Raw genomic sequence first — 24,876 nt, forward strand, 5'->3', positions numbered from 1 at the left:
CTCTGCCGAGGACGCGTCCCGGGCCGGCAGGGCCGCGCGCCCCCGGCCCGGTCCCGGTGAATGTCCCGGGAAATCCGGGACACCGGTCCTCGGGCCCGCGGGACATCCGCACTGCGACGATGGGCCGGTGACCTCGCACGCACCTCCGCGCCCGCGCGTGACGCCGGCCGTCGCCCCCGCGCCTCGGCGGGTCCTTCCGGCGGTCGTGGGCGCCACTGCCGTGGTCCTCGCGCTCGCCGCGGTCACGACCGCCGCGATCATCGACACCGCCGTGCCCGCCTCGCACCGTGCCGTCACCCAGCTGGACCTCGGCTGGGTCGCCGGCGGCGCCGGGGTGTTCCTGTGCGCGCCCGGGGCGTTGCTCCTGCATCGCCTGCCGCGTCATCCGGTCGCGTGGGTCCTGCTGATCACCGGTGTCCACTGGGCGCTGGACGGGGCGGCGTGCGCGTGGCTGGCCTACGCCACCCTCTCCGACCCGGCACGTCCGGGGGCCGGCCTGGCGTTCTGGCTCTATCAGCGGCTCGGCGCCTCGCTGCTGCTGTCGTTGCCGCTGATCCTGCTGCTCTACCCGGACGGGCGCCTGCCGCGCGGGCGCTGGCGGGTGGCCGCCCTGGCCGGCCTGGCGAGCACGGCGCTGCTCCCGGGCGTGCTGCTGTTCGCCCCGTCCGATCTGGCCCAGGCCGACGCCGGTGGTCCGCTGCCCGCGCCGTTCGCCGGGCTGAACCTCGACCTGACCACCATCCCGCTGCCCGCCGCGGTGTGGAACCCGCTGCTGGCCCTCGCCGGGGCGCTGGTGCCGGTCAGCCTGATCGTCCCGTTCGCCGTGGTCGTGGGCCGCTACCGGCGGTCGGCGGGCGACCCGCGTCGCCGGGCCCGGATGCGCTGGCTGCTCTGGGCCGCCGTCGTCGACGTCCTCGTCATGCTGGCCACCACCGTGCTCCCGGTCGCCTGGACGTCCATCGGGCTGACCGTCGCGGTCTCGCTGACCGGTGTCGCCCTGACGGTCGGCATCATCGCGCCGCAGCTGGTCGACATCGACCGCCTCCTCGGCGGCACCGTGCTGTATGCCGCCCTGGCCCTCTCCGTCCTGGTCGTGGACGCCTGCGTGCTGGGAGTGGCCAGCGCCGTCCTGGGGGAGCGGCTCGCCGAACGCGACGCCGCCGTGCTCGCCATGCTGCTGGTCACCGCCGGGTACGGCCCGCTGCGCCAGCGGCTGTGGACCCTGGTACGCCGGCTGGTGCGGGGCCGCCGCGACGACCCGTACGGCGTGGTGTCCGGGCTGGCCGAGCAGCTGGAACGCCGGGACCGCCCGGAGGAGCAGCTCGTCGCCGTCGCCCGCAGCGTCGCGGCCGCGTTCCGGGTGCCGTACGTGGCCGTCGAGGTCGACCGGCCGGGCGGGGAGAGCGTCGTGGCGGCCTCCGGGGTGGCGCCGGCCGACACCGAGGTGCTGCCGATCGCGTACCGGGGCGAGACGGTCGGGCGGCTGGTGCTGCCGTCGCGGCGGGCCTCGCTGTCGGCGCGGGACCAGCGGCTGCTCGGCGACATGGTGCGGCAGGCGGCGATCGCGGCGCGGACCGCTTACCTGGCCTCGGAGCTGCAACGAGGGCGGGAGCGGATCGTGGCGGCCCGTGAGGAGGAGCGGCGCCGGCTGCGGCGGGATCTGCACGACGGGCTGGGTCCGACCCTCGGCGGTGTCGCCCTGCGCATCGACACGGCCCGCAACCTCGCCACCCGCAAGCCCGAGGAGGCGGACCGGCTGCTGCGCCAGGCCCGCGAGGACGTCACGGCGGCGGTCGCGGACGTCCGGCGGCTGGTGCACGACCTGCGCCCGCCGGCCCTGGACGACGTCGGGTTGCTGGGCGCCGTACGCCAGCAGGCCGAACGCCTCCGCGCACCCGGCCTGACCGTCACCGTCGAGGGCGACGACCTGGAGGGGCTGCCCGCGGCGGCCGAGGTGGCCGCGTACCGGATCGTCTCGGAGGCGCTCACGAACGTGGCCCGGCATGCCCGCGCGGGCACGGCCCGCGTCCGTCTGTCCCGGTCCGGCGGCGACCTGGTGGTCGAGGTCGCGGACGACGGCGCCGGCATCCCCGCGGGTACGCCGTCCGGCGTGGGCCTGGTCTCGCTCCGCGAGCGCGCCGCCGAGCTGGGCGGGGATTGCCGGATAGAGTGCCCGGACGGTGGCGGGACCGTGGTCACCGCCCGCCTGCCGCTGAGCGCCGATGCGGAGGTCAGCTCATGACGGAGCCGGTACGGGTGCTGGTCGCCGACGATCACCCGATCTTCCGGGACGGGCTGGCGATGCTGCTCGCCTCGGTCGACGGCCTGGAGGTGGTCGGCACGGCCGCCAACGGCCGCGACGCGGTCGCCGACGCGGTACGCCTGCAGCCCGACGTGGTGGTGATGGACGTGCAGATGCCCGAGCTCAACGGCGTCGAGGCGACCCGCGAACTCGCCACCCGCGCGCCCGGCGTCGGCATCCTGGTCCTGACCATGTCCGAGGACGACGGCACGGTGTTCGCGGCGGTACGCGCCGGCGCCCGCGGTTACCTGGTGAAGGGCGCCGAGCAGGAGGAGATCGTCCGCGCCATCACCACGGTCGCCTCCGGCGGCGCGGTGTTCGGCGCCACGCTGGCGGCTCGCATCGCCCAGTTCTTCGCCGCCGGGCCGCCCACTCGGACAACCGCCTTCCCGCAGCTCACCGCCCGGGAGCGAGAGATTCTCGAGCTGCTCGCCGCGGGCCGCTCGAACGGTCAGATCGCCGCCGCGCTCTACCTGTCGCCGAAGACCGTACGCAACAACGTCTCCAACGTCTTCGCCAAGCTTCAGGTGGCCGACCGGGCCGAGGCGATCGTGCGGGCCCGTGAGGCCGGTCTCGGGCGGTAACGCCGCAGTTCTGGCAGGGTTGACGGATGAGATCAAGGATCGGGTGGACGACCTTCGTGCCGGCCGCCGCGGTCGCCACGCTCCTGCTGACCTGGGGCCGTCACCTGCCGCCGCCGCTGGTCGTGGTCAGCGCGCTGCTGCTCGCGGGGGCGGTGCTCGCCGCCGTGCACCACGCCGAGGTCGTCGCCCACAAGGTCGGCGAGCCGTTCGGGTCGCTGGTGCTCGCGGTCGCCGTGACCGTCATCGAGGTGGCCCTCATCGTCACGCTGATGATCAGCGGCGGCGAGAAGACCCAGGCGCTGGCGCGGGACACCGTCTTCGCCGCGGTCATGATCACCTGCAACGGCATTCTGGGGCTGTCGCTGCTGGTGGGCGCGGTCCGTCGCCGCATCGCGGTCTTCAACCCCGAGGGTACGGGTGGAGCCCTGGCGGCCGTGGCCACGATCGCCGCCCTGAGCCTGGTGCTGCCGAGCTTCACGACCAGCCGCCCGGGTCCCCAGTTCTCACCCGCCCAGCTCGCTTTCGCCGCGGTCGCCTCGCTCGGCCTCTACCTGCTGTTCGTGCTGGTCCAGACGCGCCGGCACCGCGACTACTTCCTGCCCATCACCACCGCCGGAGAGGTGATCGACAGCGAGGAGCACGTCGATCCGCCCACCACCCGCGCGACCCTGGGCAGCCTCGGCCTGCTGCTGGTCGCCCTGGTCGCCGTGGTCGGCCTCGCCAAGGGCGTCTCTCCGGCGATCGAGCGGGCGGTGGCCGGTGCGGGGCTGCCGCAGGCGGTGGTCGGGGTCGTCATCGCCCTGCTCGTCCTGCTGCCGGAGACGATCGCCGCCGTCCGCGCGGCGGCCCGGGACCGGATGCAGACCAGCCTCAACCTGGCGCTGGGCTCGGCCATGGCGAGCATCGGCCTGACCATCCCGGCGATCGCGGTGGCCATGATCTGGCTGGACGGCCCGCTGCTGCTCGGCCTGGGCGGGACGCAGACGGTCCTGCTGGCGCTGACCGTGGTGGTCGGCACGCTCACCGTGGTGCCGGGCCGCGCCAACGTCCTGCAGGGCGGCATCCACATGGGGCTGCTCGCCGTGTTCCTGTTCCTGGCGGGCAGCCCCTGACGAAGGTGGCTGGTCTACCGGTCGGTCAGCACTGGAACCAGGCGCCCCAGCCCGGGCCGGCGTTGCGGGTCGAGCACCAGATGCTGTTCGAGCCCGCGACGTAGACGCTCACGCCGCGCCGGCCGTCGCCGGAGTAGTACGCGGTCCACGTGTCGTCGGCACGACCGTTGTTCGGCATCTGCTTCCACCCGCCGGATCCCGGCCAGGCGTGCCAGATGGTCCGGCTGGGGGCGATGCCGAAGCATTCGTCGACGGCCGAGTCGGCGTCCTCCCAGTCGACCAGCAGGACGTCCGACCCGTCCTTGAACGTGCCGGTGTAACCGAAGCAGGAGGCGTTGTAGCTGCGGGTGCCGACACCTCCCGACACCGGAACCTTGGTGACGTGCGGGGCGGCGCCCCCGGCCGCCGGCCTCGGATCCACGGTGACGCCCGCGTGCGCCGCGGTCCCGGTGGCGAGCATCGCACCGATCAGCGCCACCGCCGTCATGACTCGCGCCATCGTCATTCTCATACTGTCCCCGTTCCTGTTGTCGTCATCGAATCGACAGACGTCACTGTAATCCGACAGTCCACATTGCACTAGCAGTGGGTGCGAATGTCGTCAGGGCGACAGCGCGACCGTATTCAGCGGTCGTGTTCTGACCGCAATGGCGGGCACGATGGATCGCATGACACCGACGTGGAAGATCGAACTCATCCCCGTGCCGGTCACCGATGTGGACCGGGCCAAGGCGTTCTACCAGCGGATCGGCTTCACCGCCGACCACGACCACGAAGTGCGTGCCGGCCTGCGGTTCGTCCAGCTCACGCCGCCCGGTTCGGCCTGCTCGATCGTGATCGGCACCGGCATCACCGACAAGGTTCCGGGCACCCAGGAGATCCAGGTGGTAGTGCCTGACGCCGGCGTCGCTCGCGAGCAACTGGTGGACGCCGGCGTCGAGGCCGGTGACGTCGATGTGCAGCCGTGGGGCCATTTCGTCTATTTCCGGGACCCCGACGGAAACAGGTGGTCGCTGCAGGCGGTCCAGTCCCGGCCGAACGGCTGACGGAATCCGAGAGAACGACCGATCGCGCCGCTACGCTGGGGTGCAGGCCTGGACGCCCAGGACGGGACGCCGAGGACTGGACGCGGAGGAATTGTCATGCCCTATGCGGTGGACTTCGGCACCGTTTCGACCGTCGGCCTCGAGTCGTCCCCGGTCGCGGACGCGCTTGCCGGCCTGCGGGCGAACGAGGCCCGGTATTTCAAGAACAAGTACGACCACACCTTCACGGTCGAGCCTGCGAGCGACGCCCGGGCGACCGTCGACTGGGTGCACCGCATCCTCGAGGAGGAACGCGGCATCGTCATCGCCTCCCGCCCGCTCGAGGCGACCGCGTTCCAGGTCGAGAACATCAAGATGGCCTACGTCTTCTACGAGAGCGGCCTGTCGATCAACGTCATGTACACCGTCGACGACGGCGGGAAGCGGGCGGTCGGATTCAAGCTCGCCGACGGGATGGACGTTCCCGACGAGCTTTCGTCGTTCAAGTTCGCCCGGCAGAAGTCGAAGCTGGCCGGGACGATCCGCGGCTCCTACTTCGTCATCAAGAAGGAATACTGAGCCATCAGGCGGACCGGCGCAGCACCAGGCTCGGCTCGTAGATGACCGACGACACCCGCATGCCGGGGTCGTCGATGCGGGTCATGAGCAGCCGGGCCGCCTCGGCCGCCATGTCCTCCAGCGGATGGCGGATCGTGGTCAGGGCCGGCTCGGCCGCCGTCGCGGCGCTGCTGTCGTCGAAACCGACCACCGCGACGTCCGCGGGCACCGCGCGGCCCGCTTCGCGCAGCGCCGCGAGGGCGCCGAGCGCCATCAGGTCGTTGGCGACGAAGACGCCGTCGATCTCCGGCTGGTCGGCCAGCAGGGTGCGCATGGCGGCCTCGCCGCTCTCCCGGGTGAAGTTGCCGGGAACCAGTGGTACCCAGGCGTGCCCGTGCCGGGCCATGGACCGGCGGAACCCCGCGATGCGGTCGCTGCTCGCCGGCACGTCGGCCGGGCCCGCGATCATTGCCACTCGCCGGCAGCCGCGCGCGGTCAGGTGGTCGGCGGCGAGGGCCGCGCCGGTGTCGTTGGCGAGGTCGACGTAGTTGATCGGTACGGGGTCGCCGGGGCGGCCGATCATCACGGCGGGCACGCCGGCGTCGGTGAGTTTCCGGGGCAGCGGGTCGTGGGCGGGGAGGGAGAGGACGACAACCCCGTCCGCCTGGCCGTGGCGCAGATCGCCGACCAGCCGGGTGCGCTGGTCCTCGGTGCCGACGATCTGCAGCGCCAGCTGGATCCCGGCGGTGCGCAACACGCTCATCAGGCCCCCGACGACCCGCCCGAAGTACGGATCGGCGAAGAAGCGGCCCATGAACGGGTCGTCGTCGTGGCTCTCCGAGTCGGACACCACCAGGGCGATGGTCCCGGTGCGCCGGGTGACGAGCGAGCGGGCGAGCCGGTTCGGCACGTAGCCGGTCCGCCCGACCGCCTCCCACACCAGCTCGTGCAGCTGGGGGTCGACGTTGCGGATCCCGTTGATCACCCGTGAGGCGGTCGCCCGGGAGACCCCGGCGATCCGGGCCACGTCCTCGAGCGTCGGCAACCGTTCGCCCATCGGCAGGCGTCCGCCCGTCGTGGTCATAGGAAGGCGCTCCGCGTCTGCATGAGGCCTTTATAGCACGCGCGGAAAGCGCTCTCCGGTGATGGTCTATTTGTCCGTTTCCCAGGAGCGGAAGGGCCGGCGCCGGTTCCGGAACCATGGGAAAACATTGACCGCCGTGCAACACCGGCGTAACACTCGGAAAGCGCTTTCCGTCCCCGAAGCCATCCCCCTGGAGATCGTGATGACAACTCCGTACAAGCTCAGACGGCTGGTTGCTCCGCTCGGTGCCGCCGTCCTGGGCGGATCCCTGCTGGCGGCCGGCATTCAGCAGGCACACGCCGCGGACACCCTGCTCTCACAGGGCCGGCCCGCGCTGGCGTCGTCGCTGGAGAACGGCGAGTCGCCCGCCGCCGCGGCGGTCGACGGCCGCGCCGAGACCCGGTGGGGCAGCCAGTGGTCCGACCCGCAGTGGCTTCGCGTCGACCTCGGCGGCACGGCGTCCGTCACCCAGGTCGTCCTGCAGTGGGAGACCGCGTACGCGAAGGCCTTCCAGATCCAGACCAGCCCGGACGGCAACGCCTGGACCGGCATCTACAGCACGACCACGGGCACCGGCGGCACCCAGGTCCTGACCGTCGCCGGCACCGGCCGCTACGTGCGCATGTACGGCACCCAGCGCGGCACTGGCTACGGCTACTCCCTCTTCGAGTTCAAGGTGTACGGCTCCCTCGTGAGCACCCCGCCGTCCGCGGGGGACGGTTACGTCTATGCGAACCCGCCGGTCACCGGAGTGGTGCCTTCCACGGCCGTGCCGCCGGTGACGAACCCGCCCACCACGCACCACGAGTTCCAGGCGAACTGCTCGGTGAGCCGCTCGAACCTGCCCGACGATCCGATCGTCTTCCCGAACCTGCCGGGCGCCTCGCACTCCCACACGTTCATGGGCAACACCACGACGAACGCCGCCACCACCCTGGCCAGCCTCCAAGCCGGACAGACATCGTGCATCACGCCGGGGGACAGGACCGGCTACTGGATGCCGACCCTGCTCAATGGCGACACCCCGGTGCAGCCGGTCGGGCGGCAGGTCATCTACTACAAGAGCGGCGTGATCGACTACCGCAGCGTGCGCCCGTCCCCGCCGGGCCTGCGGTACGTGGTCGGCAGCCCGTCGGCCACCCTGGCCGAGTTCCGCGACGCTCCCGGGGCGGTGGAGGGCTGGGAGTGCGGCGACAGCGTCCGCAACTGGGACTTCCCGGCGTCCTGCGTGGTCGGCAGCCAGCTCAACATCCGCTACCAGGCACCCAGCTGCTGGGACGGCATCCACCTCGACACGCCGGACCACAAGAGCCACATGGCGTACCCGGTGGTCGGGGTCTGCCCGGCGAGCCACCCTGTCGCCGTACCGATGATCGAGTTCAAGATGGCCTTCCCGGTCAGCGGCACCATGGCGGACGTACGGCTGGCGAGCGGGCGTGGTTATTCGTTCCATTACGACTTCTACAACGCGTGGGACGCGCCGACGCTGGCGGCGCTCGTCACGCACTGCATCAACGGCGGGCTGCAATGCGATCCCCGCGGTTTCGATCAGTACAAGCCCGACCGTGGGGCGGCATTGAACGAGAACTACGAACTTCCGTGACGCAATTCCCGGAGCTCTCTCAGGTAGGTCCGCCGATTCTCGATCATCTGTCCGGCAAGGGTCCGCGTCCGCGGTTCGACGCCGGAGCGGCGCTCGCTCTCGGCCAGCTTCACGCCCTGGTCGAGATGTGCGGTGAGGTGCCGCACGACCAGGGTGTCGAAGGCCGGACCGCGGGTGGCGGCCGCCTCGGTGACCTGCTGCGGGGTCACCATCCCGGGCATCGGCATGCCCTTGTGCGGGTTCTCGGCCGGGAGTCCTGCCTGGTCGTGCAGCCCTCGCAGGGCCGCCAGCTCACGCTCGTGCACGGCGCCCACCCGGTCTGACAGGTCCTGGAGCCGGGCGTCCGCGCCGTTGGCCGGCACCAGGGCCAGCAGCGGCAGCAGCTCTTCGTCCATCGCGATGGTGATCTCGATCCAGGCCCGGTCGGTGCCGCCGAAGACCGCGGTGGACGGGGCCGGAGCGGGCGTACCCGGGGCGGGCGTGCTGTCGCAAGCGCAGATTCCGGTGGCCATGGCGACCGCGAGCAGAAGTCGAGCCGTGCGGAGAAAGGGGGGACGCACACGGTGAGTCTCAGATGACGTTCCCCACGTGTCAACGGGCCGTTCCCTTCCCCCGAACTTCTGGAGTTCTTCGTGCATCCCCTTCCTTCCCGGCGATTGTTCCGCCGATTCGTGCCCGTGGTCGTGCTCGTCGTCGCCGCGTACCTCTGCGTCGCCCAGCTGACCGCCCACGCCGCTGACACCCTGCTGTCGCAGGGCAAGCCCGCCCTCGCCTCGTCGCAGGAGGGCACCGACGTCGGGGCCGCCAACGCGTTCGACGGCAATGCCGGCACGCGGTGGTCGAGCCAGTTCGCCGATCCCCAGTGGATCCGCGTGGATCTCGGGGCCACCGCCACGCTCACCCAGGTCGTCCTCCAGTGGGAGACCGCGTACGGGAGGGCGTACAAGATCCAGACCAGCGCGGACGGCACCACCTGGACCGACGTCTTCAGCACCACCACCGGTGCCGGAGGCACCGAGACTCTCACCGTGAGCGGCTCCGGACGCTACGTCCGGCTCTACGGCACCAGCCGCGGCACGGGCTACGGCTACTCGCTGTGGGAGTTCAAGGTGTACGGCACGACCCCGGCCGACACGTGGACCACCCTCTGGACCGACGACTTCTCCGGTGCCGAGAACACCTCGCCGAGCGCCGCCGGCTGGCTGCTGCGCACCGGCACGCATTACCCCGGCGGCGCGGCCAACTGGGGGACCGGCGAGGTGGAGACCGCGACGGACTCCACCGCGAACGTCGCCCTGGACGGCAGCGGAAGGCTCGCCATCAGAGCCGTCCGCGACGGCGCCGGCAAGTGGACCTCCGGGCGCCTCGAGACGCAGCGCACCGACTTCGAGGCGCGCCCGGGCGAGCTGCTGAAGTTCAGTGCGATCCTCAAACAGCCCGACGTCGCGAACGGGCTCGGCTACTGGCCCGGGTTCCGGGCCACGGGCGCGGCCTACCGGGGCACCTACACCAACTGGCCCGGAGTCGGCGAGACCGACATCATGACCGACGTCAACGGGCGCGGCCAGCTGTCGCAGACCCTGCACTGCGGCACCGCGCCCGACGGCCCGTGCGCCGAGTACAACGGCCGGGCGAGCGGGTTCGCGAGCTGCTCCGGCTGCCGGACCGGCTACCACGAATACGCCCAGGTGATCGACCGTACGAAGACCGACGAGGAGATCCGCTTCTCCCTCGACGGGCGGCAGACGTGGGTCGTCCGCGAGTCGCAGGTCGGCGTCGCCGCGTGGAACGCCGCCGTGCACCACGGCTTCTTCCTGCGCCTCGACCTGGCCGTCGGCGGGTCGCTGCCGAACGCGGTCGCCGGCTTCACCACCCCCACGCCGGAGACCACCTCGGGCGGAGTGCTGTCGGTCGACTCCGTCACGGTCGCGCGGGCCACGGGCACCATGCCTGCGGCCATGACGGATCCGGCCACCCCGGGCGGGGCGTCGACCGTACGGATCACCGGCACGCAGGGCAACTGGCAGCTGAACGTCAACGGCTCGCCGTACGAGATCAAGGGTCTGACCTACGGCCCGCCGCAGGCCGCGGCCGACGGCTACATGCGCGACCTGAAGGGCATGGGCGTGAACACGATCCGGATCTGGGGCGTGGACGACGCCGGCACGCCGACGCTGCTCGACCGGGCCGCGCAGCAAGGGCTCAAGGTGATCGTCGGGCACTGGCTCAACCAGGGCGCCGACTACGTCGACGACACCACGTACAAGAACGCCGTGAAGGCTGAGATCGTCGCCCGCGTCAACGCGCTCAAGAACCGGCAGGGCGTGCTGATGTGGGACGTCGGCAACGAGGTCATCCTGACCATGCAGGATCACGGCCTGCCCGCGGCGGAGGTCGAGGCGCGGCGCGTCGGGTACGCCAAGTTCGTCGACGAGGTGGCCCGGGCGATCCACGCGGCGGACCCGAACCACCCGGTCACCTCGACGGACGCGTATACCGGGGCCTGGCCGTACTACCAGCGGTACGCGCCCGACCTGGACCTGCTCGCGGTCAACTCGTACGGCGTGATCGGCAGTGTCAAGCAGGACTGGATCAACGGCGGGTACACGAAGCCGTACATCGTCACCGAGGGCGGGCCGGCCGGCGAGTGGGAGGTGCCCGCGGACGTCAACGGCGTACCGGCCGAGCCCACCGACCTGCAGAAGCGGGTCGGCTACACGAGCAGCTGGAACGCGATCAAGGCGCACCCGGGCGTGGCGCTGGGCGCGACCGAGTTCCACTACGGGCTCGAGAACGACTTCGGCGGGGTGTGGCTCAACACCTTCACCGGCGGCTGGCGGCGGCTCGGCTACCACGCGCTGCGGCAGGCGTACACCGGGCAGCCCGCCGCCAACACACCGCCGGAGATCACGTCGATGGCGGTGAGCAGCCAGACCGCGGTGCCCGCCGGCGGCACCTTCACGATCACCACAGCGGCGAGCGACCCCGACGGCGACCTGGTCCGCTACAACCTCATGTACTCGGACAAGCACATCACCGGCAACACCGGCCTGACCAACGTCGTCTTCACCGACAACGGCAACGGCTCGTTCACCGCCCGCGCGCCCGAGCAGCTCGGCGTCTGGAAGGTCTACGTGTACGCGTACGACGGCCAGGGCAACGTGGGCATCGAGCAGCGCTCGTTCCGGGTGGTACCGCCGGCCGTACCGGGCACGAACCTGTCGCGGGGCCGGCCGGTCACCGCGTCCTCGTACCAGCCGACCGGGACGAACGGGCCGCAGCTGCCGGCGTACGCGGTGGACGGCGACTACGGCACCCGGTGGGCCAGCGAGTGGGTCGACACCGCGTGGCTGCAGGTGGACCTGGGCGCGGTGCAGTCCTTCGACCACGTGCAGCTCGCGTGGGAGAACGCGTACGCGAAGGCGTACACGATCCAGGTGTCGGACGACGGTTCCAGCTGGACCACCGTCTTCAGCACCACCAGCGGCAACGGCGGATTCGACAGCCTCGATCTGCACGCTTCCGGGCGCTATGTCCGGGTGAACGGCACGGTCCGGGCCACCGGATACGGATATTCGCTGTGGGAGCTCGGTGTCTATCGAGGGTGAGAGGACTAGCGTCAGCCGGGCAGACAACCCTTGAGGAGGGGCGATGGACAAGGTGGTCCACTTCGAGGTGCCGTTCGACGACGCCGAGCGCGCGCACGGCTTCTACCGCGAGGCCTTCGGCTGGCAGCTGGCGACGATGCCGGGCATGGGCTACACGCTGGTCACCACCACGCCGACCGACGAGAACGGCCGGCCCGGCGAGGTCGGCGGGATCAACGGCGGCATGCTGGCCCGGCAGGGTGCGATCACCGGACCGGTGATCACCATCGGGGTCGAGGACCTGGACGACAGCCTCGCGCGGATCGAGAAGCTCGGCGGGAAGGTCGAGATCGGCCGCCAGCCCGTCGGCGACATGGGCTTCTCGGCGTACGTCCGCGACACCGAGGGCAACCTGATCGGCCTCTGGCAGAACGCCTGACGCGGCCGATCACGACGACCCGTACACGATCCGAACAATAGGGCCGGGCCGGCGCGGGCAGAATGGGGCCGTGAGCGACGCACCGGCCAAGGGGCTCGTCCTGGTCGTCGAGGACGAGCGGCCCATCGCCGACCTGGTCCGGATGTATCTGACCCGCGACGGCTTCGGCGTGCACGTCGAGCACGACGGCGCCGCGGGACTGGCTGCCGCGCGCCGCATGCGGCCGGTCGCCTGCGTGCTCGACATCGCGCTGCCCGGCATGGAAGGCACGGAGATCTGCCGCAGGCTGCGCGAGGACGGCGACTGGACCCCGGTGGTGTTCCTCACCGCCCGCGACGACGAGGTCGACCGGATCCTCGGCCTGGAACTCGGCGGCGACGACTACATGACCAAGCCGTTCAGCCCCCGCGAGCTCGTCGCACGGGTGCGCGCGCTGCTGCGCCGCGCCGCCGGGCCGCCCGATGGCGGGCGGGTACGCACCCTCGGGCCGGTGGCGCTGGACCCGGCCCGCCGGCGCGTCACCGTCGACGGGGCCCCGCTGGCGTTGACGCCGACCGAGTTCGACCTGCTCGGCCACCTGCTGAACCGGCCGGGGCGGGTCTTCACCCGGGAGGAGTTGCTGGCCGGCGTCTGGGGATACGCGTCGCACGCCGGCACCCGTACGGTCGATGTCCACGTCGCTCAGGTGCGCGCCAAACTGGGGCCGGCGGCCGGCTTGATCCGTACCGTGCGCGGGGTCGGCTACACCGCTGATGCGTAGGTTCTTCGCGACCCTGGCCGGGCGGACGGTCCTGGTCACCGCCGCCACCGCGGTCGTCGCCGTGATCATCACCGCCATGGTGGCGCTGCCGATCGCGGTCCGCTCGGCGAACAACGCCGCCCGCACCGAGCTGGTGGAGAAGTCGGCCCTGGCGGTGGAGCTGCTCACCACCGAGCGGCCCGCCGCGCGGGAGCGCATCGTCGACCGGCTCCGGCAGGACGGCATCGCCGTCTACCTGATCCGGCGCGGGATCGCCGACCGTCCGGGACTGCCGGAGCGGGTGGTCACCCAGGTGGCGGCCGGAGCCGTGGTGGACACGCGCGGCCGGGTGGCCGACCGTACGGTGCTGATCGCCGGCCGTCCGCTGCGGGGCAACGACAGCGGGGTCGTCCTCACCCGCGACGCGGTGTCCGGCACCGCCGCCCGGGTGCTCAAGGGGGTGTGGGTCGCCCTGCTGGCCGGTCTGCTGGGCGGCGTCGGCGCCGGTGCCCTGCTGGCCCACTTCACCGCCCGGCCGCTGCGGCAGGCGGCGCTCGCGGCCGGGCGTCTGGCGGCGGGGGACCGTTCCGTGCGCCTCGCCGTCCGGCCGCCGGCCGAGGCCGCGGAGCTCGCCGCGGCGCTCAACCAGCTCGGTGCGGCGCTGCAGATCAGCGAGGGCCGGGAGCGCGATTTCCTGCTGTCGGTCTCCCACGAGCTGCGTACGCCCCTGGCCACGATCCGCGGGTATGCCGAGGCGCTCGCCGACGGCGTCATCGCCGAGGACGGCGCGGCCCGCGCCGGGGGCACCATGCTGGCCGAGGCGGACCGCCTGGAGCGGCTCATCTCCGACCTGCTCGTCCTGTCCCGCCTGGAGGCCGCGGACCTGCCCGTCACCGTCGTCCCGGTCGACCTGGTCGAGCTGGTCGGCGCCGCCGGAGAGGCGTGGGAACCGCGCTGTGTCCCCGACGGCCCACGACTCTCCGTCGAACTCCCCGCGGGCCCGGTGACCGTGGACACCGATCCCGACCGGATCCGCCAGGTCGTGGACGGGCTCTGCGAGAACGCCCTGCGGGTGGTGCCGGCGGGGGCACCGCTCGTGCTCGCGGTCCGGGCGGGGGAGCGCGGTGGGATCGTGGAGGTACGCGACGGCGGGCCCGGCCTGGCCGACGAGGACCTCCCGGTGGCGTTCCAGCGAGGCGCGCTGCAGCAGCGCTACCGCCACGTCCGCAAGACCGGCAGCGGCCTCGGCCTGGCCCTCGCCGCGCGCCTGGTGACCCGGCTGGGTGGCGGCATCGAGGCCGGGCACGCGCCGGAGGGCGGGGCGATGTTCACGGTGACCCTCCCTTACACGACCCGAACATGACGCTGACCGGGTCCGAGCGGGACGGGCGGAGGCTGAGCCGCATGACACGTACCCGTATCGCGATGACCCTGACCACCCTCGGCCTGGCCGCCTCCCTCGGGCTGACGGGATGCGGCGCCGGGACGCCCGCCGCGGATCTCACCGACGAGGCGTACGCACTCACCACGGTCGGCTTCGAGGCCGACCCGGCCCCCGCGGCCTCGTCCTCGTCCTCGGCCGAACCGAGGCAGCGGCGGCCCGGGCTGCGCAAGCACCTGCGCAAGAACACCCTGCACGGCGAGGTCACCGTGCAGCGCAAGGACGGCGTGAAGACGATCGTCGTCCAGCGCGGCACGATCACGGCGGTCGACTCGGGGACGGTGAGCGTCAAGTCCACCGACGGCTTCACCCAGACCTGGACGTTCGGCGACAAGCTGCGGGTCCGGCAGGACCGCAAGGCCGTGGAGCGCACCGCCCTCAAGACGGGCGCCGAGGTGGGCGTGGCCGGCCAGAAGGACGGTGACCGGGCGGTGGCCCGGTTGATCGTGCTGCCGCAGGGCTGAGAAATGGGTCAGGGCCCGCGCTCGTTGCCGACGAACGCGGGCCCTGCCCCGCCCCCAGGAGGAAAGTCCGTTACTGCAGGATCGACCCCATCGGCGAGAGCAGCAGCCTGCCGAACGCCTCCGCGGTGTGGTCCAGCCGGGCCCGCTCGCGGGCCACGGCCTGCAGGTCGTGGCGTACGGCCCAGAGCTTCTGCGCGTTGCGCCAGGCGACGTTGCGGGTGTAGTCCACCAGTTCGCCCTGCCACCAGTCGTCGAGGTCGCCGTTCATCACGTCGATGAGCAGCTGCCACTTCTCCAGGTAGCCGCGCCGCAGGCCGGGGATCTGCTCGGCGAAGATGTCGTTGATCTGCAGGTAGTCGTGGTGCTGATCGCTGTCGTCCACCGGGTCGCATTCCTGGTGGTCGAACGTGGTGACCAGGGCGAACGGCAGGTCGTAGTTGATGTGCGCGTTGACGCCGGCCGCGGCGGACGGCAGCGGGCGGGCGTCCGGTCCGGGGATCCGGTGGAACAGCACCGCCCAGGCCTTCGGGCAGCCGGCGCTCATGTCGGACCACTGGCGCAGCGCGTCGAAGTAGCGGGCGGCGAACTCCACGTCCAGGCGGGCCAGGAAGGCCGGGTCGGCGAAGCGGCCGGCGTACAGGCGCTCGAGGACGCACGTCGTGATCGTCAGGTAGAGCTTGTTGAAGTCGGCGAGCGGGTTGCTGGTCAGCAGCGGCGGGACCCGTTCCAGCACGTCCTGGAGCTTGGTGAGCTGGTCCACCACGGCCGGGACGTCGTCGGGGTGACCGGACAGTACGTCGGCCATCTCCCGTTGCGCCGGCCCCCACACGGACGACTCGGTGATCATCGGATCCTCCACAAACTCCTGCACGGCGGAGGCCCTTCAGCACCGCCCGGCGACGCCGGCCGCCGGGCGGTGCTCCCCCGAACGACAGTCAGCCTTTCACCGGAGGACTACGTAGGGATCGGTAGAACGACGTATTCCGGGTACGTAGATAACGGAACGGTCACGCCGCGCGGAGGTAGACCCGGCTGGCCTGCACCCGGGTGCGGACCTGGAGCTTGTCGAAGATGTGACCCACGTGGACGCCGACCGTCCGCTCGCTGATGAACAGCGCCTGGCCGATCTCGCGGTTGGTGAGGCCCTCGGCGACCGCGGCCAGCACCTCCCGTTCGCGCTCGGTCAGCATGCTCAGGGCGTCGTCGGCGGGCTGCGGCGCCGCGCTCACCCTCGCCTCGTCGTCCGTCAGGGCGACGCGGGCCCGCGCGGCCACCTGGATGATCTCGGTGGCCAGCGGCTGGGCGCCCATCGCGCGGGCGGTCGCGTACGCCTCCCGGACCGCGGTCGTGGCCGCGGTCCGCCGGGTGCGCCGGGCGAATGACGCCTCGGCCTGGCGCAGCCGTGCATAGGCGGCCGGATAGGGCTGCTTGCGCCGGTCCCAGGCCTGCGCGGCCCGCGCCCAGACGTCCGGGTCATTGCGCTCGTCGATCCGGCTCAGCTCAGCGGCGCACAGGTCCAGGTAACCGTCGACGACCGCGCGTACCGGCGGGGCCGCGTTGCCGGCGCCCCGCGCCACCCGCTCCACCACGGTCTGCAGGCGCCGGACCGCCGCCCGGTCCACCGGCACCTCCCCGCCGGCCTGCGCCTCCGCCTCGGCGCGCAGGCCGTGCCAGGCCAGCACCCCGAGCAGCACCAGGTCGTCGGAGCGAGTCTCGGTCAGGCCGCGCTGCACGGCCGCCCGGGCCTCGTCGTGCCGGCCCTGCCACATGGCTCGGCCGGCCCGCAGCGTCAGCATCGGCAGCACGTGCCGGGCGCCGCCGCCGGCCAGGATCGTGGCCGCCGCGTCCAGGTCGCGGTCGGCGGCCTCGAGCTCGCCGAAACCCACCCAGAGCCGGCAGCGGGAGAGCAGGATCTCCACCGCGTCCGCGCCCGACGGGCGGTGGCGCATGGCGTCGTCGAGGACCTGCCGGGCCTCGGCCCACTGGCCGACCCGGAAGAGCCCGTTCGCCGCGATCGCGAGCAGCCGCGTCTGGTACGTGCGCCCCTGCCCGATCGCGGCGAGCTTCTCCGCGCCCCGGCGGGCGACCAGCACCCCCTCCTCGACGTTGTTCAGAGGGTTGGTGAGCAGCTCGGCCAGGTGCAGGTAGGCGCAGCCGATGTCGTCCGGATGCCCGCTGCGCTCGGCGATCTCCACCGCCTGCCGGATCACGGCGAGGCCGGCGTCCGGATCCTCCCGGAACGCCAGGCTGAACCCCAGCGCGGCGCTGGCACGTACCAGGTCGGCGGTCGAGCCGTCGGCGCCCTCGGCCAGCTCCAGGGCCTCCCGGGCGCGGACCCCGGCGTCGGCGTACCGGCCGAGGTGCACGAGCAGCTCGGCGAGGTTGGCGGCCGCGCTGCCCTTCTCCGCGGGGCTGCACTCGGGCGCCGCCAGGGCACGTTCGTACTCCATCTCGGCGGTGGCGGCGCGCCCGGCCGCGGCCAGGTAGCGGGCGCGGCGCAGGTGGATCTCGCAGACTCCCGGGCCGTCGGCGCGGGCGGCCAGCTGCTCCAGCGTGCTCAAGGCCCGCTGGTGCTCGCCGCAGCGATGCGCCGACTCGGCGGCATGCCCGAGCAGCTCCGTACGCTCCGGGCAGTCGTCCGAGGTCAGGGCGAGGGCCAGCGCCCAGTGGCGGTACGCCTCGGCGTAGCCGTACAGCTGCTCGGCGGCGCGGGCGGCGGCCACCACCGACGGCAGCGCGCGGATCGGCTCGCCGGCCTGCTGCCAGTGGTGAGCCAGCCGGGCGTGGTCGGGCTCGCCCGGCGCGGCCTCGATCGCCTCGGCGTAACGCCGGTGCCGGGCGGCGTGCTCGGCGGGCAGCACCTCGTGTGCCAGCACCTCGGCGACGACCTGGTGGCGCAGCCGGTAGCCGTCCGCCGCGCTGGTCAGGAAGCGGTGCGCGACGGCGGCCCGGACCGCCTCGATGAGCTCGGCCTCGGGCAGCGGCAGCACCCGTGCCAGCAGGGCGTGCTCGACCGGTTCGACGCCGGCGGCGACCGCGTGCACGACGTCGTGCGCGTGCTGCGGCAGTTCGTCGACGCGGGACAGGAAGATCTCGCGCAGGGTGTCGGACAGCTCCACCCGGCCGTCGCGCAGGTCACGGGCCAGTTCCTCGGCGACGAACGGGTTGCCGCCGCTGCGCTTGAAGACCCGGTCGGCGTCCTCCGGCGCGACGCCGTCCCCGGCGATGGCCATCACGAGCTCGGCGGTCGCGTCCTGGTCCAGGGGGGCGAGGTCGAGCACGCGTACGGAGCGCAGTCGGCGCAGCTCGGCCAGGACGCGGCGCAGCGGGTGGGCGCCGTGCAGCGACTCGGAGCGGACCGCCGCCAGCACCGACAGGCTGATCTCGCCGAGGCCGGCCAGCAGGTACAGCAGCATCTGGCGGGTGCTCCGGTCGGCCCACTGCAGATCGTCGAGGACCAGCAGCAGCCGGCGGCCCCGGGCCAGCGAGCGCAGCTCCTGGGAGACCCGCTCGAGCAGGGCACCCGCGCCGTCCTGGGCGGGATCGGCCGCGGCCGGGCCGGGCTGGGCGCCGGCCTGGCGCAGGGCCTGGAGCACGGGGTGCAGCGGGGAAGCGTCGCCGATGTCCAGGCAGGCGCCGGAGAGCACGGCGGCCCCGGCCGCCCGCATCGCATCCGCGGCTTCCCGCAGCAGGCGGCTCTTGCCGACGCCGCTCTCGCCGGTGACGAACACCGCCGCGGTGCCGCCGGGACCGGCGGCGAGCAGATCGGCCTGGATAGACGTCAAGATGTCGGTACGTCCGACAAGTGGCGCCTCATCCCCCTCGCTGGCCATGCGTGGCAGCCTAGTAGGCGGGGGGCTATGACGTTCTCGTCGGTTCGGACTGTTCTGCGTCACAAATAACCGACGACACGGCCGCTGTCATAGATACGTCATTCTGCTGATCCGCTGTCTTGTCCCCGCCTGGCACCGTTCTCTTCGCCATCGCAGCGAAGGGAGCGTGGGACATGAACTCCGTGTCCGCCGGCGTCAGGTGCCGGCGACAGACAGTGACGGTGCTCTTCGTCGACATCGTGGGCTTCACGAGCCTCGTCGACGAATTGGACTGTGCCGATGTGCGGGATCTGCAGGTCGACTATTTCAGGACCGTCTCGGCGGTGGTCCACGCCGCCGGCGGCGTGGTGGAGAAGTTCATCGGGGACGCCGTCATGGCGGTCTTCGGCGTGAGCGGCCCCGGGGCCGGTACGCCGGACCAGGCCGCCGACGCCGCCGCCGCGGCGGTCCGGGCCGGGCTCGGTATCCAGGAGGCGCTGCGGGGGCGTCTTCTGGCCGGGCGCTTCCCGGTACGGACCCGGGTGGGGCTCGCCACCGGTGACGCCATCGTCGACCTCGACGCGGCCCGTGACGGCGGGTACGGCATGGTCAGCGGCAGCGTCGTGGCCACGGCGTCCCGGCTGCAGGCGTACGCACCCCACGACACGGTGGTGGTGTGTGCGGCGACCCAGCTCGCCTCCGAGGCCGCCGTCGCCTACCAGGAGCTGCCCCCGGTGTCGGTGGCCGGCAAGGCGTTGCCGGTCGAGCTCTGGCGTGCCCTGCACCCGCAGACGACCCCTGTGCGGGCCCGCGACCTCCAGCCGTGCGGCTGACAATCCTTCAGCGAACGCCGGATACGCCGATAAAGGCGTCGTGGGTGCCTCGCCTTCCGTGCCGGCTGAGCCGGCTGCGGTGCAGTCGGAGCTCGGCGACGCCGCCGGGCTCGAAGTGCTGGGCGAACTCGGCCGCGGCGCCCAGGCGGTCGTGTATCGGGTACGGCGGGCCGGCACCGAGTACGCCCTGAAGATGCTGCTGGAGGAGCCGCATCCGGAGGGCCTGCGCGAGTTCCGCCGCCAGGCCGCCCTGCTGGCCTCGGTCGACAGCCCGAACGTCCCGCGGGTGCACAAGGCGGGCGAGGCCGGGGGCCGCCCCTACGTGGTCATGGACCTCGTGGACGGCGAGTCCCTGGCGCGCCGGCTGCTGCGGGGCCCGGTCCGTGAGCGGCACGCCGTCTCGATCGGCGCCGACGTCGCCGCCGCCCTGCGCGCCGCCCACGAGCACCACCTCGTGCACCGCGACGTCAAGCCGGAAAACATCATGATCACCAGCGCGGGCGCCGCCCACCTGGTGGACTTCGGGCTGTCCGCGGCCGCCACCGGCGCCGGCCTGGGCCCCGACGACCCGATCGCCGGGACGCTGACCTACAGCGCACCCGAGCAGACCGGCATGCTCAACCGGCCCGTCGACAACCGCTCCGACCTGTACGCCCTGGGCGCGGTGCTGTTCGAGTGCGTCACGGGCGCCCCGCCCTTCGCCGCGGACGACGTCGGGGAGCTGCTGCACCTGCACGCCACGGCGCCCGTACCGGATCCGCGGGCCCTGGCACCGGGCCTCGGCCCCACCCTCTCGGCGATCATCGTCCGGCTGCTGGCCAAGGACCCCGACGACCGCTACCAGAGCGCCGCCGGCCTGCTGGCCGACCTGCGCCTGCTCGGCGCCGACCCGGCCGCGGTGTTCCCCCTCGGCGAGCACGACGGGCCGAGCGCGCCGGTCGAGGCGACCCTCACGGGCCGTGAGGCCGAGCTCGACACGTTGCGTGAGCGCTGGACCGAGGCGACGTCCGGCCGCGGCGGGATCGTGCTGCTGCACGGGCCCACCGGCTCGGGCAAGAGCCGGCTTGCGGCCGAGCTCGACGCCCTGGTGCGGGACGCCGGCGGCGTGGTATTGCGCGGCGGCGCCTCGTCCAGCGACCGCCGGCCGATGGCACCGCTGCGGGCCGCGGTCGACGCGTACGTGAAGGGCCTGCTGAAGCAACCCGGCGGGCGCGTCACCGCGCCGGCCACCCTGCGGGCCGCTGCCGGGCAGAGCGCGGGCCTGGTCACCAGCCTGTCGCCGGCTCTCGCGGATGTCCTCGGCGTGCCCGAGGTGGCCGGGGAGATCGGGCTCGGCCGGCACGCCGCGGCCGTCGCCGACCTGCTCACGGGCCTGACGCGCGCGGCCGGCCCGGTGCTGCTGCACCTCGACGACGCGCAGTGGTTCGACGACGGCACCCTGCGGGTCCTCGAGCAGCTCGCGGAGGGGGTGTCGGGCGTACCGATGCTGGTGGTGACGACCGGGCGTGAGCCGGCTCTGCCCGTACGCATCGACGCCGGCCGGGTCACGGACATCCCCGTGCCGCCGCTGACGAGCGAGGACGTCGCCACCCTGATCTCGTCGCTGTCCGGCGGCATGCGGGTGAACGAGCGCAGCGCCACCGCCATCACCATGCTGACCGGCGGCAACCCGCTCGTGACGCTCGCGTACGCCCGCGCCGTGATGGACGCGGGCCTGCTGTCACCCGACTGGGGGTCGTGGCAGGTCGACTCGGAGGGCGTACGCGATCTCGCGCTGCCCTCGGACTCCGCGCAGCTGGTCCTGCACCGCATGGGCGCCCTCGACGTGGACAGCCGCCGCCTGCTCGCCATCGCGGCCGTCGTCGGGACCTCGTTCACCCCCGGCCTCGTCGCCGAGGCCGCCGGTGCGGACCGGCACCGGGTGATCGACGTGCTCTCCGACGCCGGCCGCCACGGCCTCATCGCACACGGCGACGGGCCGTACCGTTTCCTGCACGACAGCATCCGGGTCGCGCTGCTCGCCGAGCTCGACGAGGACGAGGTCCGCGACGTGCACCAGCGCATCGCGGAAGTCCTCGACCGCCGCCCCGACAAGGACGTGTACGCCCTCGCCCGGCACTACACGCTGGGCCACCCGAGCCTCGAGCCGGCCCGCGTGCTGCGCGCGTGCACCACCGCGGGCGCCCGGGCGCTGGCCGAGCACGCCCCGGACACCGCGCTGACCTACCTCGAGTCCGCCCGGGACACCGGCCTGCCCCTGGACAGCGCCTTCCTGCAGCTGCTGGGCACGGCGTACCACCAGAACGGACGCTTCGACGAGGCCCTGGCGACGCTCGGCGAGGCGCTGGCCCGGACCGCCGACCCCATCGAGCGCGCCCGCATCCACCTGCTGCAGGCCCTCGTGCACGAGAGCAACTGGGGCGGCGCCGCGCAGCTGCGGTCCGTCGAGCTGGGGCTGGCCGAGCTGGGACGGCCGTTGCCGGCCAATCCGATCTTCCGGGCGCTCTCCGGCCTGTGGTTCTTCGTGCTCGGCTGCCTCACCCGGATCACCCGGCTCGGCTACGGCACCGCCAAGGGCGAGCAGCGCGACCTGCTGCGGCTCGAGGCGACGCTGCACCACTACGGCGCCTCCGGCAGCATCCGGAAGTTGCGGCCGGCCGGCTCGCTGTACCACGCGCTGCGCATGGTGTACCCGATCAACCGGCTGGGCCGGTCCCCGGAGCGCGCCCGCGACCTGGTCGCGCTGACCATGGTCCTGCGGATGGCGGGCCTGCAGGGGCTCTCCGACCGGATCACGGCCACCTCGTCGCAGGTGGGCGAGGAGCTGGGCGACCCCACCCTGGTGGCCCGCATTGATTGGATGACGGCGATCGCCGTGCACGGCAGCGGCGCGGACTCCGGGGAACGGATCCGGCGGGTGCTGATGGAGCGCGACCGCTTCCTCGACGTCGGGCTGATCCTCGACTGCTACGCCGTCCTGGGCTGGGACTGGCTGCTGCGCGGCGAGATCACTGAGGCCGAGGCGGCCGCCTCGGGCCGGCAGCGCTGGCTCGACGCGGCCGGCCAGGCCAACCGCAGCGCCATGGTGGCGATCGACGCCGGCATGCTCGCCATGCGCGGGCGCGCCGGCGAAGCCATCGCGGCTCTCGGCCGGGCCGGCGACACCAAGGAGATCCACCAGCTCGTCGACATGATCGTCGCGAGGATGATCTCCGCCATCGAGCGCGACGACCTCGGCAGCGCCTTCGACGATGCCGTGGCGGAGTTCGACGGGCTGGGACTGCGCCCGCTCGACCTGCTGCCCGCGCAGCAGTCGTACTTCGTGTACCGCGCGTACGGCCGGATCGAGCAGGCCCGCCGCGCCGCGCCGGCCGACTTCGACCGGGCGCTGGCCGTCGCCGAGGCCGCCGTCGGCACCCTCGGCCAGGTGACCAAGCGGCCGCTGGTGGCCGCGCACCACCGGATCGCGAAGGCGGCCCTCGCCGTGCTCAAGCCCGGCCACGCCGAGCGGGCGCTGGACATCCTCACCAAGGCCGAGAAGCTTCTGCGTACGGTGGACGCGCCGCTCCTGGCGTTCGAGGCCGCCCTCGTGCGCGCCCGCGCGCTGACCGTCCTGGGCGTCACCGGCGAGGCGGACCGCCAGGCTCGCGCGGCAGCCGGCATCGCCGAGGACCGCGGCTGGCCGCACCGTGCGCGCCGGGTCGCCGCGGAGTTCCGGCTCGACGCCGGCCGGCGCAACCGGGTGCCGGTCGTCGCCGCCCGCGGCCGCGCCGGGCAGCGCTGGGCCGCGCTGGAGCAGCTCAGCAACGCCTCCTCGCGGGTCATCGACCCCGACCGGCTCACCCGGGTCGCCCTGGACGAGACCGTACGGCTGCTCGGCGCGGAGCGCGCCCTGCTGTTCCTCATGGACTCCGACAGCGGGGTCCTGGCCCCGTTCGTGGGCCGCGACGCCGCCGGGAACGACCTCACGGAGCTCACCCGCTACAGCACCACGGTCGTCGACCGCGTCCGGCACCGCCGCGAGCCCCTCGTGGTCACCGGCACGGAGGAGGGCGCCGCCCTGGGCGCGGTGAGCGTCGTGCAGTACGGCCTCCGCAGCATCCTGGTCGCCCCGCTGGAGCTGGACGACCGCCTCCTCGGCGTGGTGTACCTGGACAGCCGCGTCGCCAAGGGCGTCTTCACCGTCGACGACGCCGACGTGCTGACCGCCATCACCCACCACATCGCGGTCGGCCTCGAGACGGCGCGCGCCGCCCAGCTCGAGGTGGCGGTGGCCGCCGCCAACCGCCAGCGAGACCTCGCCGAGACGCTGCGCCGGGCGATGGCACGGCTCAGCGGCACCCTCGACCCCGAGCTGGTGCTGCGCCGGCTGCTGCTCACCGCGCGGCAGACGCCCGGCGCGGAGCGCGGCTGGCTGCTGCTGGCCACCCCGTCGTCGGACGAGATCACCGTGCTGAGCGACGCGGCCGGCTCGTTCACCCTGCGCCAGGCGGACCACCCGGAACTGCGCGCGCTGCTCGGCACGCGCCAGGCCGACCTCATCGCGGGTACGCCGTCCTGGGCGTCCACGCTCGGCGACTACACCGGCGGCAGCTGGCTGACCGTCACGCTCGACGACCGGGAGGGCCCGGTGGGCGTGCTCGTGCTCGCCTCGGGGCGGCCGAACGCGTACGCCGCCGCCGACCTGGGTGTCGCCGCGGCGCTGGTGGGTCAGGGCATGGTCGCGTACGACAACGCGCGGCTGTTCAGCCGGATCAACGAGCTGGCGACCACGGACAGCCTCACCGGGGTCGCCAACCGGCGGCGGTTCTTCGAGCTCGCCGAGCGGTCCCTGGCCGCGGCGCGGGCGGCCGGGAGCCCGGTCACCGCCCTGATGATCGACATCGACCACTTCAAGCGGATCAATGACACGTACGGCCACCAGACGGGCGACGACGTGATCCGCTCGGTCGTCGCGCGGCTGCTCTCCTGCCTGCCGCCGGACGGTCTCGTCGCGCGGTACGGCGGTGAGGAGTTCGCCGTGCTGCTGCCCGGGGTGCGCGAGGACGGCCCCGCGCTCGCCGAGAAGCTGCGTGCGGCGCTCGACAGCACGCCGGTGGACACGCGTACGGGACCGATCCCGGTCACGATCAGCGTCGGCCTGGCCCACCTGCGGTCCTCGGACGCGACCCCGGACGCCCTGCTCGGACGCGCCGACGCGGGTCTGTACGCCGCCAAGCAGGCCGGCCGGAACCGTGTCATGGCTCACGACGAGTAGCATTCGTCCCTTTCGTGCCACTTATGGTCGAGGCGT

The 24,876-nt window shown here is 72.9% G+C and carries 18 protein-coding genes; 13 read left to right on the plus strand and 5 right to left on the minus strand.

Annotation, left to right across the window (positions count from 1 at the left end; all coding sequences use genetic code 11):
* Positions 1 to 127: 127 nt before the first annotated feature.
* From ACIBO8_RS16540 to ACIBO8_RS16550, 3 genes are read left to right on the plus strand one after another with little or no spacing between them, the layout of a single operon-like run.
* A complete protein-coding gene (locus ACIBO8_RS16540) occupies positions 128 to 2,242 on the plus strand; it encodes a histidine kinase (protein WP_396116061.1) in 2,115 nt (704 codons plus the stop codon).
* A complete protein-coding gene (locus tag ACIBO8_RS16545) occupies positions 2,239 to 2,886 on the plus strand; it encodes a response regulator (protein ID WP_396116062.1) in 648 nt (215 codons plus the stop codon). The genes ACIBO8_RS16540 and ACIBO8_RS16545 overlap by 4 nt, the downstream gene beginning before the upstream one ends.
* Positions 2,887 to 2,912: 26 nt before the next feature.
* Positions 2,913 to 3,998 carry a calcium:proton antiporter gene (locus ACIBO8_RS16550; protein ID WP_396116063.1) on the plus strand — a complete coding sequence of 362 codons (1,086 nt, stop codon included), beginning with the start codon at positions 2,913 to 2,915 and terminating at the stop codon, positions 3,996 to 3,998.
* Between the two features lie 25 nt (positions 3,999 to 4,023).
* Here the strand turns inward: ACIBO8_RS16550 and ACIBO8_RS16555 are convergent, their stop codons facing one another.
* Complete coding sequence (locus ACIBO8_RS16555; RefSeq protein WP_396116064.1) at positions 4,024 to 4,503, minus strand: hypothetical protein; 480 nt, start codon at positions 4,501 to 4,503, stop codon at positions 4,024 to 4,026.
* A gap of 163 nt (positions 4,504 to 4,666) precedes the next feature.
* Between ACIBO8_RS16555 and ACIBO8_RS16560 the strand changes: the two genes are divergently transcribed.
* Both ACIBO8_RS16560 and ACIBO8_RS16565 read left to right on the plus strand, forming a co-directional pair.
* Positions 4,667 to 5,044, plus strand: a complete 378-nt coding sequence (locus ACIBO8_RS16560; RefSeq protein WP_396116065.1) for a VOC family protein — start codon at positions 4,667 to 4,669, stop codon at positions 5,042 to 5,044.
* A gap of 96 nt (positions 5,045 to 5,140) precedes the next feature.
* A complete protein-coding gene (locus ACIBO8_RS16565) occupies positions 5,141 to 5,602 on the plus strand; it encodes a phage tail protein (protein WP_396116066.1) in 462 nt (153 codons plus the stop codon).
* Between the two features lie 4 nt (positions 5,603 to 5,606).
* On the opposite strand, the gene ACIBO8_RS16570 is transcribed toward ACIBO8_RS16565, so the two are convergent.
* Positions 5,607 to 6,665 (minus strand): LacI family DNA-binding transcriptional regulator, encoded by a 1,059-nt coding sequence (locus ACIBO8_RS16570; protein WP_396116067.1) that lies wholly within the window; start codon positions 6,663 to 6,665, stop codon positions 5,607 to 5,609.
* A gap of 202 nt (positions 6,666 to 6,867) precedes the next feature.
* Between ACIBO8_RS16570 and ACIBO8_RS16575 the strand changes: the two genes are divergently transcribed.
* Complete coding sequence (locus tag ACIBO8_RS16575; protein WP_396116068.1) at positions 6,868 to 8,268, plus strand: DUF1996 domain-containing protein; 1,401 nt, start codon at positions 6,868 to 6,870, stop codon at positions 8,266 to 8,268.
* Here ACIBO8_RS16575 and ACIBO8_RS16580 read toward each other — a convergent pair.
* Positions 8,253 to 8,828 carry a DUF305 domain-containing protein gene (locus tag ACIBO8_RS16580; RefSeq protein ID WP_396116069.1) on the minus strand — a complete coding sequence of 192 codons (576 nt, stop codon included), beginning with the start codon at positions 8,826 to 8,828 and terminating at the stop codon, positions 8,253 to 8,255. The two genes, ACIBO8_RS16575 and ACIBO8_RS16580, sit on opposite strands and share 16 nt — an antisense overlap.
* Before the next feature lie 72 nt (positions 8,829 to 8,900).
* On the opposite strand from ACIBO8_RS16580, the gene ACIBO8_RS16585 reads away from it, so the two are divergent.
* From ACIBO8_RS16585 to ACIBO8_RS16605, 5 genes are all read left to right on the plus strand, one after another.
* Positions 8,901 to 11,876 (plus strand): discoidin domain-containing protein, encoded by a 2,976-nt coding sequence (locus tag ACIBO8_RS16585; RefSeq protein WP_396116070.1) that lies wholly within the window; start codon positions 8,901 to 8,903, stop codon positions 11,874 to 11,876.
* Positions 11,877 to 11,919: 43 nt separating this feature from the next.
* Complete coding sequence (locus ACIBO8_RS16590) at positions 11,920 to 12,294, plus strand: VOC family protein (protein ID WP_396116071.1); 375 nt, start codon at positions 11,920 to 11,922, stop codon at positions 12,292 to 12,294.
* Positions 12,295 to 12,364: 70 nt separating this feature from the next.
* Positions 12,365 to 13,054, plus strand: coding sequence for a response regulator transcription factor (locus ACIBO8_RS16595; protein WP_396116072.1), 690 nt, complete (start codon positions 12,365 to 12,367; stop codon positions 13,052 to 13,054).
* Complete coding sequence (locus tag ACIBO8_RS16600) at positions 13,047 to 14,396, plus strand: sensor histidine kinase (protein WP_396116073.1); 1,350 nt, start codon at positions 13,047 to 13,049, stop codon at positions 14,394 to 14,396. The genes ACIBO8_RS16595 and ACIBO8_RS16600 overlap by 8 nt, the downstream gene beginning before the upstream one ends.
* A gap of 41 nt (positions 14,397 to 14,437) precedes the next feature.
* Positions 14,438 to 14,938, plus strand: a complete 501-nt coding sequence (locus tag ACIBO8_RS16605; protein ID WP_396116074.1) for a hypothetical protein — start codon at positions 14,438 to 14,440, stop codon at positions 14,936 to 14,938.
* Positions 14,939 to 15,008: 70 nt separating this feature from the next.
* Here ACIBO8_RS16605 and ACIBO8_RS16610 read toward each other — a convergent pair whose 3' ends face one another.
* Positions 15,009 to 15,785: a DUF5995 family protein gene (locus tag ACIBO8_RS16610; protein WP_396116075.1), complete on the minus strand. Its 777-nt coding sequence runs from the start codon at positions 15,783 to 15,785 to the stop codon at positions 15,009 to 15,011.
* 160 nt (positions 15,786 to 15,945) lie between these two features.
* On the minus strand, positions 15,946 to 18,771 hold the full coding sequence (locus ACIBO8_RS16615) for an AAA family ATPase (protein ID WP_396116076.1): 2,826 nt from the start codon (positions 18,769 to 18,771) through the stop codon (positions 15,946 to 15,948).
* A gap of 173 nt (positions 18,772 to 18,944) precedes the next feature.
* On the opposite strand from ACIBO8_RS16615, the gene ACIBO8_RS16620 reads away from it, so the two are divergent.
* Both ACIBO8_RS16620 and ACIBO8_RS16625 read left to right on the plus strand, forming a co-directional pair.
* On the plus strand, positions 18,945 to 19,583 hold the full coding sequence (locus ACIBO8_RS16620) for an adenylate/guanylate cyclase domain-containing protein (RefSeq protein ID WP_396116077.1): 639 nt from the start codon (positions 18,945 to 18,947) through the stop codon (positions 19,581 to 19,583).
* A 58-nt stretch (positions 19,584 to 19,641) separates the two neighbouring features.
* Entirely contained in the window at positions 19,642 to 24,840 is a 5,199-nt protein-coding gene (locus ACIBO8_RS16625; RefSeq protein ID WP_396116078.1) for a diguanylate cyclase domain-containing protein, read from the plus strand.
* Positions 24,841 to 24,876 lie beyond the last annotated feature (36 nt).

The organism is Actinoplanes sp. NPDC049681 (assembly GCF_044465265.1).
In the GTDB taxonomy this organism is placed as follows: Bacteria; Actinomycetota; Actinomycetes; order Mycobacteriales; family Micromonosporaceae; genus Actinoplanes.